Raw genomic sequence first — 10,931 nt, 5'->3', positions numbered from 1 at the left:
AAAACTAAAAGGCCTGAGTCCGGTTCAGTACCGAACTCAGGCCCAACAAGTTGCCTAATTATATAACCTGTCTAACTTTAAGGGGTCACTTCATTATATGGCGGTTTTTCTTTTGGTTAGTATAAGGAATTATCGATAAACGAAAGCTTTAGCAAAAAACATGTCGTGAAACATACGCTAGACATGGCGAATATGTCCTATTTTGAAAATACTGTTTTTCGTAATGACCAATCCAAACCCGCGCCGCTATTAGGTTTTCGGCATGTCCATTCAATCTGAATAGATGTACAATCGGACATTAATGCATTGTTGCGATAAAGTGTTGTTCGAAGGAAAAAGCCGCCGAACCGTTAGGCTTGACGACTTTCTACCCTGCTTATTCCCAATTCAGCAATACGAAGGTACAGCGATGAACGACCAATTTTCGTTACCTTGCATATCCTAGCGACCGTTTCACCTTTAACTTACATCTCGACCGGGTGATTCATTCCCTTGTGCTTATCGTGATAACGCTTGACAATACCTATATACTTCCCTTCCCGCGGGGACAAAAACCAAATATTTTAAGTCGTTCCTCTGTTTTTATATCAATATATTATTCAGGTTTTAGTGGGATTGTATTATGTATTGTATAATAGAACGACTGCCTGAGCAGGTATTTATAACATAAAACATAGGAGGATCCATGTCCTGGAGCAAATTGAAGCAACAACTGGAGAGTTTTCTCTGTCCTGCGTTATACGGCAGGGTTGAATATCGCGCAAGCAGTTACCGTTATTTACCTGATAAATCAGGGAATTGTTATATTTCGGTAGATAAAAAGAACGTACTCAATATGAATGATAGAACTAGCTCCATTAGATGGTATCAGACGGAGCAGGAGCTTAAGAATGATTCAGAGCTCCAAATTCCTATTAACCATGAAGACATTGAAGCGGTTAGAAAAGATAGTAAGGGGATCATCCCGGAGGATCGGCTAATCGTAATTGCAAGAAGCAGAAAAATATCAGAAGTTGCAAAGGAGCTTTTGTCAGCACAGACGTCATTAAGTAAATCAAATTTTATTGTTACAGCTACTAAGTATTTATCTATTTCCATAGAGGAGAGCTTAGAGAGCGACGATATCTTATTGAATATTCTAGCTTTAGTGGACAGACGAGTTGGGAAAAAGCGGATGTTGAACATGAGCGAGAAGATGAAGTTAAAGCATCCAATTGTGCAATATTTTTATGAACTAAGGCGTAGTACATTATAAATATAAATAACTTCATTGAATATTCAAGAAACACTTCCTACAAAAATCCCTAATTCTACGCAACTTCTTCCCGCCATAACAATAGCCATGATAATGAGAGGGATGTTCGCATATGGTGCATATGGAATCGGAGAGTGTCGCTCTACTGGTAAGAAAGGATACAGTGTTATGAGATCCTTATATTTATTGGACTTTACGGACAAGTATGAGGAAAAATCGTTGTTAAAGAGATGGCATCATTGCCGTCTCTTTTTTGTTTCTTTGGTCACTTTTTTAGCATTGCTCTGACTCTGGTTCCTGCTACGGCATCCTACGATCACAAGCATGAAAGACTGCACGAAAATGAGCGTTGATTTTTATGTTTAATCCCTCTCTGCTCTGCTAGGTGACGGGAATCATAGACGTACTTACGTCAGGTTGCTACGATGTTCCATGGAAATTAAGTGAAAGTGATCACAAGAAATTACAGAAGGAGTTATTTATCGTGAAAAGAATCGTAACACTGAGCACCCGTAAACTGATGGATACCGCAAAACACGGCGGATGCGGCGCATGCCAGACATCTTGCCAGTCCGCTTGTAAAACTTCCTGCGGCGTTGCAAACCAGAAGTGTGAAAATGCAATGAACAGATAGGATTCGGAATTTTACCGCCCATTGCTCTGCTGATGGGCGGCTATTTTTAAGAAATGGACGCTACTTCTACAGGATGGTAAAGCCGTTTCTACTTGTGTGCAAAAGGAGCCTGATTAGCAAGTATGATTCATCAATATAAACTAAACGGATACAATATCGTTCTCGACACTTACAGTGGATCGGTACATGTTGTGGATGACCTAGCATATGAAATTATAGCGCTTTATGAGGAAACTTCTGTCGAAAAAATTGTGACAACGATGTTGGAAAGATATAAACAGGATTCCAGCATTTCCGAGAGCGATATTCGAGAAACCATCGCGGATATCGAGGAGCTTATAAATGATGGTCAGCTCTTTACAAAAGATGAGTTCGAGAACCTCTCGCTCGATTTAAAAAAACGAAAAACGTATGTCAAAGCGCTCTGCCTCAATGTAGCACATACCTGTAATCTATCCTGCGACTATTGCTTCGCCAGCCAAGGGAAATACAACGGAGATAGAGCAATCATGAGCTATGAGGTTGGACAAAAAGCTATCGATTACCTGCTTGAAAATTCGGGTCATCATCGCAACCTGGACATCGACTTTTTCGGTGGGGAACCGCTTTTGGCCTGGAAAGTAGTTAAACAGATCGTAGCTTATGCAAGAAGCAAAGAACAAGAATTCAAAAAGAAGTTCCGCTTCACCTTCACGACGAATGGGATGCTGCTAAATGATGAAGTCACCGAGTTTTTAAATCAGGAAATGTACAATGTCGTATTAAGCCTGGATGGTAGAAAAGAGGTTCATGACCGGCTTCGTAAGACGGTTAACGGAAAAGGCAGCTACGATCACATTCTTCCGAAGTTCCAAGAGTTCGTTCGTAAGCGCGGAGACCAAGAGTACTATGTACGAGGAACCTACACTCGAAATAATGTCGATTTCACCAATGATATTTTTCATATCGCCGACCTTGGATTTGACAAGCTCTCGATGGAACCGGTCATTTGTGATCCAAGAGAACCCTATGCACTTACCGAGGAGGACCTCCCGGAGATATACAACCAGTACGAAATTCTCGCCAAGGAAATGATCGGTCGCGGTGAACAAGGCAAGGGGTTTACCTTTTATCACTACATGCTTGACCTCTCAGAAGGGCCTTGCATCCAGAAGAGAATTACTGGCTGTGGTTCAGGAACCGAATATCTTGCGGTCACCCCCTGGGGAGAGCTTTTTCCTTGCCACCAGTTCGTCGGGGATGAAGAATACAGCATGGGAAACGTCTGGGATGGAATCACAAAACCTGAGCTGCAATGTCAATTTAAAGAGAGCAACTGCTACTCGAAGCCGGAATGCAAAGACTGCTGGGCGAAACTCTACTGCAGCGGTGGTTGTCCTGCCAACGCGCTGCACGCGACGGGTTCCCTGGTGGGAACCTATGACTTCAGCTGTGACATCTTCCGCAAAAGAGTCGAATGTTCCATGATGGTAAAGGTGGATGAATCGATTAGAGCGATGGAAGAGCAATCTAGCTAGTTAACGTAACGGATGAATAAACGGTAACCGAGAAATAGACACTTTTAAATAAAGTGCCTTTCTCGGTTTTTTTGTATGAATTTAGAGAAGGAGGACCGTAAAATATGAGATTGATCGGTTTCTGTAAAGTGCAGATCACTGATCGTCTTTTAATCTGAATCTTTGGAATGAATTCCGCGAGAGAGGTTGGTATATCAGCAGTCCAGAACATTGCTAGCCGTGTTTTGGTATAGTTATAATGAGCTGTTTTGAAAAGGAATGGCCGCGTTGTGATCCGCTTATAAATGAAATCGACAGCTTCAGGAGGAGCGATTTGGGAGAAGTATTGAGTTATACCATTGGGCAAATACAAAACATCCTGTTAATAGACGGTACTTGGAATGAACATGTTATGATAACAGTTATATAGAAAGAGATCACATGGAAAAGCTTATAGATGCACTGGATGTACAAGTGTTTTGTATAGATTCTGAAAGTCTTGAAGTACATAACTATGAAATCATTGAATTATAGCGCTGAGCTTCTCCCCTTCTCTCCCACACAAATATCCACCCCGCAACTCAAGTATCGCCGCTTTCGCAAATTGTGATCCTTCACCCTTTTTCCCCACCCTCCCACAATCATCAAAACATTTGTTAATGGTTTGGGCTTTTCAACGTATTAACTTATGTAAGTTTCTTCACAACAAATTGCGCAATTTGTTTAGCTATTGATGAAGGGGAGGTGGAAGGAGGGTGGAGATGGAGGTTATCCAGGGTACTGTGGACCGTTATAAGAATTTAGAAAGATCACGCGATGCCATCATGTCAAAAGAGGAATTTACTCGGATGTATGATACGTATTACAAACGTGTTTACAAATATATTAGCTATCGTATTAATAACCACCACGTGTCGGAGGACATTTGCAGTCAGGTGTTTGAGACGGTGATGTGTAAGTATTATAGCTTTTCAGAAGAAAAATCGAATTTTGAGGTTTGGCTGTTTGCCATTGTAAGGAACGCTGTGACGGATTACTTCCGGGGGCAGAAGAAAAGAAGCTACACCTCACTAGATTCTTTGCTGGAGCTCATATTTCCCAAGCCGTCTCCGGAGGAACTGGCGATTCGTGAGGATAATAATCAAGCACTGTTCAAGGCGCTCTCCAAGCTGCGTGAGAAGGAACGTAATATCATTGCCATGAAATATGGGGCTGGACTGAAAAATTCCGAAGTCGCACAGATCATGGGTGTCAGTGAGTCTAATATTGGCGTCGTTTTGCATAGAAGTCTGAAAAAACTGCATATTTCCTTAAAAGCAGGAGGATTCAACCATGAATAAGAAAAATGATCTCAACGAATTCAGCAAGACTATAGAGCTGCTTGAGAATGTCGAACAGGATAACACCGCCGCCAAAGAAAGAATTTATAACCGCTTGATATACAAGCTGGACCATGGAGCTCTTGAACCCAAATCAGAGAAAAAGGACGGGATAACGATGAAAAAAAGTAGCTGGAGAAATGCAATAGTGATTGGCAGTGCAGTAATTTGTGTGGGTGGAGCATTCTCTGCAACCTCCTATGCACAGGATATGTTCCAGTCGATCATGGCAAAGTTTGAAGTGGGAAATCTCGAAATCACGCAATATGATAAGGAAATTCCCCAAGCTGGACAGTCAATGACTTCATCTGAAGAGGGGAATGGCGGGGAGAATGTTGCCATTGAATTGCCAGTTGCAGCTAAGTTGAGCCTGGATGAAGCACGTGCGGAGCTTGGCATGAACTTCCCGGCACCAACCTGGATGGCAGACTATGCGTTTGTGAATGTTGTTCTTCAGGGAACCAGCATGGCTGAAGTGCAGTATAACTCCGGGGATAAAGCTGTTAATTTTCTAATCTCCAAGGGCGGCGACAATGGGATCAGCACTACGGAAGAAGTGAAAACAGAAGTAATCAACGGAACTAAGGTCTATTTTGCTAATGGAATTGTGATTTGGGAACAAGAGGGCTTTACTGTTGAACTGTATGCTCAAGAAGACTTTGACCAAGCCACACTTGGGAAGATCATCGACAGTTTCAGCATCGGTGCTCCTGTGAAGTCCTTAGGGGCTGATCAAGTGAAGGAGAATTTGCAGAAGAATGAAGGGGTAGTTGCGGCTCCAGCTCCAGCTCCTGTTGTAGATTCAAAATAAGATGGTCTACTAAGGGTAGAGATGTCCATAGATACACTTAAAGAAGGCGCGAGGGGATTTCCCTGAGCGTCTTTTTTTACGAGGCTATACACTCCCAACCATTGCCACCCTCCCAATTCAAAAGTATAATTGAGAATAATTATCAATCATCCGATTCAGTCAATTCATCCAAGCAGTAAAGAGGTGACAGCATGCAAAGGCAATCTCAAAAAACAGATTTAAGCAAGATTAAAAAATACATAGAAGAGAATTTCACGAAGCCTTTGTCTTTATCCCATTTAGCTGATCTTACTGGCCTTAGCTCCAGTTATTTTTCCTCGGCCTTCAAACAGGAATACATACAAAGTCCAATGGAGTTTGTTACGCAGCTACGGATTCAAAAGGCTAAACAATTATTGCAGCAAGATGACGTTCGCTTGAAGTTTATAGCAGAGGCTCTTGGATATAGTGATGAGTTTTATTTTAGTCGAGTGTTCAAAAAGGTTGAAGGGATATCCCCAACGATGTATTCTAGTCAGCAAAAATCTAATATCGGCGTTGTAACTGGGAATATGATGGGGTATCTACATGCGGCGGGAATCATTCCGTTTGCGGCGCCCCTAAGCGCCAAATGGACACCTTACTACTATAATTTGTGGTCGCAAGACATCGAACATAAGGTAACCTTGACCCAAAATAAAAATTATTGCAGCCCAAATGAGCTATTGCATTTGCCACTCGATCTTCTTATTTCTCCAAAAGATTTATCGTCAGAGCTGGTAAAACAGATAGAGGATCATTTCCCCATCTATTGGCTGGATGATAAACAAGATTGCTTAATAGCATTAACTGAGCTTGCTGCCCGATTAAATAAACAAGAAGAAGCGAAGCAATGGATCACACAATATAGATCAAGATTGGAAGACGTTCGTCACGGCTTAGGCTGGACCTCTACACCACCTAAAGTGCTAGTTATACGTATCTATCAGCAGCAAATCTTTGCTTATTGCAATACAGGTATACAGCATCTTTTATTTCAGGATTTGGGAGCGGTATCAAGTTATGAGCAGCCTGGTGTATATAATGCCGAGATTTCTTTTGAAGAGCTGGGTACTTTGAAGGTAGATAAGCTGTTTACGATTATATGCCCTGATGATGAGTCACGAGCAACATGGCATCATTTGCAGAGAGATTCAGGATTCAAGCAGTTAGAGGCTATAGAGCGGCAACAAATCTATGTTATTCATTCCGATCCTTGGTTTGAATATTCCCCTGTCGCTTTAAAGCGAATGCTAGAGGAAGTCGCAGTGATGATGATACCTTGAAAATGTACATGTGGAATCATAAGATGTTACATGGTCAACCGATCCTATCTCTTATAAACTCAATACTGAGAATGATTATTATTGAGAACATAGGAAAGAGGGAAGGTCAATCATGAAGGGGTTTAAGACAAAAATAATAAGTTATGTTGTAATGTTTGGATTATTATCCATTCTATTAACAGCTTGTGGCAGTAATAATGCGGCTAATTCACAAGCAACAGATACTCCAGCAACAACTAGTGAAGCGAGCGCAACTGCAACGGATGCACCGGCTGTACAAGAAACGGAAGTCGCAGCTAGAGAAGCATTTGTGGTGACTGACCAAGTAGGCAATACAGTAAACATTCCCGGAACGGTACAGAAGGTGTATGCACCTGGCTTAGAGGATTACCTAGTTACGCTTGGCGTAACCCCAGTAGCACAATGGTCCACAGGCGAAAGACCGCAGCAATATCTACAGGATACGTTAAGTGGTGTAGAAGAAATCAGCTTCGCTAATGGTATTCCCTCTCCAGAATCTGTAGTGGATTTGGAGCCGGAATTAATTATATTCCCAACGGCCTTTTATGCGCAAAATGGTGTCTATGAAAACTATTCGCAAATTGCTCCAACTTACGTGTTTAAGAATGCGCTTGGTAACGTAGTGGAAGCCACAGAAACGATTGCCAAATTGCTAGGATTAGAAGATAAGGCTACAGAAGCTATTGCTGCTTATAATAAAAAGTTAGAAGAGACTAAAGCACAGTTAGCTAGCGTTTCTGCCGGTAAAAAAGCGATTTATATTAATGCGAATGCCCGGGCAATCTTTCTGGTGGGTAACTTCCATTACGGGGGTTATGTGCTGAGTGAGCTGGGATTTGCTCAAAGTTCTCTTGTAGAAGGTGAAATGTCTGCTGATATTTCGCTGGAAATGCTGTCTGATTTAGATGCTGATTATATCTTCATTAATGATAATGATGGTCTTGGAGATGCCTTCATGGCAGACATTAAAGCTAGTCCCTTATGGAAGGTGCTGCCTGCAGTTCAAGCGGGTAAAGTGTTCGAGGTGGATGGTGATCACTGGAGATCCAGCGGATTAATTGCTTATCAAAAGACGATGGACGATATCGTGGCGTTCCTGAAGCCATGATCATCAAACCGTACGTAAAACCCAACTATGAAACGATGCTGATTACGAGTGAAGCTAATAATCTGGACTATGAGATTTTTATTGCACTACCTTTGGATGAACCTGCGCAGGATGGCTATGGTGTTATTTATGTGCTAGATGGTAATGGACTATTTGAGACCGCTGCTGAAATCACTCGGTTGCTGACGCGTAAGCCTAAAGGCTATCCACCCGCGATTGTTGTAGGCATTGGTTATCCTGGTGGTGAGGCCTTTGATACGGTGCGGCGAACCTATGATTTAACGATGCCAGCTGAGCTTGCGAATTTACCGAAGCGTCCGAACGGGGAGCCTTGGCCAGAGTTTGGCGGGGCAGATGAGCTGCTTGCTTTTTTTGAACAAGAGTTAATGCCAGCCATTGCCCAGCGGTTCGATATCCATAAGCACAAGCAAGCGTTGTTTGGTCATTCCTTTGGCGGATTATTCGTTCTGCATGCTTTGTTTACACAATCCACCTTGTTTTCACATTATATTGCAAGCAGTGCTTCCATCTGGTGGAATGATTACGGACTGTTACATGAGTATGAGAAATTTAAAGCTGAGTTGCACAGCAATACGTTAAATCAACTACCTAAAACGCTAATGATAGTCGGTGGAGATGAGCTTGATTATATGGTCAAGGATAGCTTGGATTTATGTAACAGCATGATGTCGTTACACATTCCAAGCTTCGAAGTAAGCTGGGCATTGCTTGAGCAAGAGGAGCATGTAAGTGTAATCTCTGCTGCGATTAGTCGAGCCGTTAAATTTATGCTTACAACATCCTCTGACTTGCGTTAGACAATCATATTCGTTTGCATCTGAGCTAGCCCCTTGGCTGGCTCTTTTTGTAAAGGGAAGGGAAAGGGATGGAAACATTGTCTTTGAACTCGAATGTTCAGAAAACATCACTACCAGTAGAAAAAAAGCTTTCCTTTTTTGTGTTGCTGATCTTCATGCTAGTTCTATTAATAGGCGTATTAGTACTTGCTATGGCACTAGGAGCGAAAAAAATACCCTTTGCAGATGTATTCCTATCGATTTTTGCTTTTGATGATACAGCTTCTACGCATCAGGTGATCCAGTCCATTCGTTTACCCCGGGTACTTGCCGCTATGGCTACAGGTGCTGGATTTGCCGTAAGTGGAGCAATTATTCAAGGGGTTAGCCGGAACCCTTTAGCGGATTCAGGTATTCTTGGATTAAATGCTGGGGCAGGTGTCACGTTAGTTATTGCAATGGTATTCCTGCCTACCCTTACATTTACAGGCACACTTTGGCTCTGTATCATAGGTGCGGGATTGGGAGCGGGTTTAGTATTTAGTGTGGGCCTATTAAGTAAACGAGGGTTGACGCCTATTCGACTTGTATTAGCGGGTGCTGCCATATCTGCTATGCTCACTGCTTTAAGTGAAGGAATAAGTATCTTTTTCTCAGTGGCACAGCAGGTGGCTTTTTGGTATGGAGGCGGTTTAAGTGGCATTAGTATGGCTCATTTGCAGCAGATGCTGCCTTGGATGCTTCTTGCTCTACTTCTTGCTATCGTGATTTCGAAGTCGATTACAATACTATCTGTAGGGGATGAGACAGCGGAAGGTTTAGGCGTTAATATTAAACTTATCAAGAATCTAGCGCTTTTATCAGCCTTTATGTTAGCAGGGATTTCATGTGCCTTAGCTGGATCTGTAAGCTTTGTTGGGTTAATGGCTCCTCATTTGGTTCGTTACTTCGTTGGTGTCGATTATCGCTATATTATTCCTCTATCCGCCGTTCTAGGGGCAATCCTTGTTGTACTTGCTGATTTAGTGGCACGGATTGTAAATGCCCCTTATGAAATTCCTGTTGGCGCTGTAATTGCCGTTATCGGTGTCCCGTTCTTTCTATTTTTGGCTCGTAAAGAAAGGCGGGAGCTATAGTGAAGCTAAGCTGGAAATTTATAATCATAGCCATACTTTTACTGCTAGGTTTTATCTATAGTGTATCTACCGGTCAAAGCAGCTTAAGCTTACAAGAGTTATGGCAAACCCTATTAGGCAATGGAACAACGAGGCAGGAGCTTGTACTTTTTCAGTTTCGTATTCCTCGAATGATCTTGGGTTTTCTAGTGGGTGGCGCGTTAGCAATAGCAGGAATGCTGCTCCAAGCTATAAGTCGAAATGCATTAGCAGACCCAGGTATACTAGGGATAAATGCTGGTGCTGGATTATCCATGATGTTATTTTTACTTTTACAAAATAGCTCTACCGGTCTACATACTTATGTTCAGCCATTGTATGCGCTAATGGGCGGATTTATCGTTGTGGCCCTATTATTTATGCTGTCATATGATCGCAATCAGGGTATTATTCCCATACGATTAATTTATACAGGCATTGCTATTGCGGCTGCGATTAGTGCCTTTATGATTGTGTTAACCTTCGTACTAGATCCTTCACAATATCAAATGATCAAGGTGTGGCTGGCAGGAAACATTGGGAATAGTAATTGGAATCATGTGTATGCTATGCTACCTTGGTTACTTATTATTGTGCCTTTATTAATTCGGAAACATCTTATATTGGATGTGTTAAGGCTTAACGATCCCGTAGTCATCAGCTTAGGGGTGACTTTAAATAAATATCGTGTTTTGTTTCTAGTGTGTAGTGTCTTATTGGCAGCACCAGCGGTTGCTGTGAGTGGTAGTATTGGATTTGTAGGACTGGTAGTTCCACATTTAGTTAGACGACTCTTTCGTGGCCATAAAATAATGATACCCGCATGCTTATTAATCGGAGGCGGATTAGTGGTTATTGCAGATGCGCTTGGTAAAATGGTCGTAGCCAATACGGAAATACCAGCAGGAGTGATCGTGGCTTTAATCGGCGCTCCTTACTTCTTATATTTATTAATTAAAAGTGAATAACTAA

General features: G+C 42.1%; 10 protein-coding genes. All 10 read left to right on the top strand.

Translation table 11 applies throughout. The annotated features are described in order from the left end of the window. The first annotated feature begins 685 nt into the window (after positions 1 to 685). The 10 genes from M2444_RS31320 (at position 686) to M2444_RS31275 (ending at position 10,927) form a co-directional block, all read left to right on the top strand. Entirely contained in the window at positions 686 to 1,255 is a 570-nt protein-coding gene (locus M2444_RS31320) for an SF0329 family protein (RefSeq protein ID WP_280788965.1), read from the top strand. Between the two features lie 484 nt (positions 1,256 to 1,739). After that, positions 1,740 to 1,889, top strand: a complete 150-nt coding sequence (scfA, locus tag M2444_RS31315) for a six-cysteine ranthipeptide SCIFF (protein WP_076098734.1) — start codon at positions 1,740 to 1,742, stop codon at positions 1,887 to 1,889. Between the two features lie 122 nt (positions 1,890 to 2,011). Further along, positions 2,012 to 3,406 carry a thioether cross-link-forming SCIFF peptide maturase gene (scfB, locus tag M2444_RS31310; protein WP_280788964.1) on the top strand — a complete coding sequence of 465 codons (1,395 nt, stop codon included), beginning with the start codon at positions 2,012 to 2,014 and terminating at the stop codon, positions 3,404 to 3,406. 740 nt (positions 3,407 to 4,146) lie between these two features. Beyond that, positions 4,147 to 4,725, top strand: a complete 579-nt coding sequence (locus M2444_RS31305) for a sigma-70 family RNA polymerase sigma factor (RefSeq protein WP_094877043.1) — start codon at positions 4,147 to 4,149, stop codon at positions 4,723 to 4,725. After that, positions 4,718 to 5,575 (top strand): hypothetical protein, encoded by an 858-nt coding sequence (locus tag M2444_RS31300; RefSeq protein ID WP_280788963.1) that lies wholly within the window; start codon positions 4,718 to 4,720, stop codon positions 5,573 to 5,575. Before M2444_RS31305 ends, M2444_RS31300 begins: the two co-directional genes overlap by 8 nt. Before the next feature lie 191 nt (positions 5,576 to 5,766). After that, positions 5,767 to 6,879, top strand: coding sequence for a helix-turn-helix domain-containing protein (locus M2444_RS31295; protein ID WP_280788962.1), 1,113 nt, complete (start codon positions 5,767 to 5,769; stop codon positions 6,877 to 6,879). Positions 6,880 to 6,991: 112 nt separating this feature from the next. Continuing rightward, complete coding sequence (locus M2444_RS31290) at positions 6,992 to 8,008, top strand: ABC transporter substrate-binding protein (protein WP_280788961.1); 1,017 nt, start codon at positions 6,992 to 6,994, stop codon at positions 8,006 to 8,008. Further along, positions 8,005 to 8,826, top strand: coding sequence for an alpha/beta hydrolase (locus tag M2444_RS31285; RefSeq protein WP_280788960.1), 822 nt, complete (start codon positions 8,005 to 8,007; stop codon positions 8,824 to 8,826). Before M2444_RS31290 ends, M2444_RS31285 begins: the two co-directional genes overlap by 4 nt. Positions 8,827 to 8,894: 68 nt before the next feature. After that, positions 8,895 to 9,941, top strand: a complete 1,047-nt coding sequence (locus tag M2444_RS31280) for a FecCD family ABC transporter permease (protein WP_094874094.1) — start codon at positions 8,895 to 8,897, stop codon at positions 9,939 to 9,941. Further along, the gene (locus M2444_RS31275) at positions 9,941 to 10,927 is read left to right on the top strand and encodes a FecCD family ABC transporter permease (RefSeq protein WP_280788959.1); all 987 of its coding nucleotides are present in this window, start codon (positions 9,941 to 9,943) and stop codon (positions 10,925 to 10,927) included. Before M2444_RS31280 ends, M2444_RS31275 begins: the two co-directional genes overlap by 1 nt. Positions 10,928 to 10,931 lie beyond the last annotated feature (4 nt).

The sequence above is a fragment of the Paenibacillus sp. PastF-3 genome, from assembly GCF_029893135.1.
Lineage (GTDB): Bacteria > Bacillota > Bacilli > Paenibacillales > Paenibacillaceae > Paenibacillus_AQ > Paenibacillus_AQ nitricinens.
This window is presented reverse-complemented; position numbering and strand designations above follow the sequence as displayed.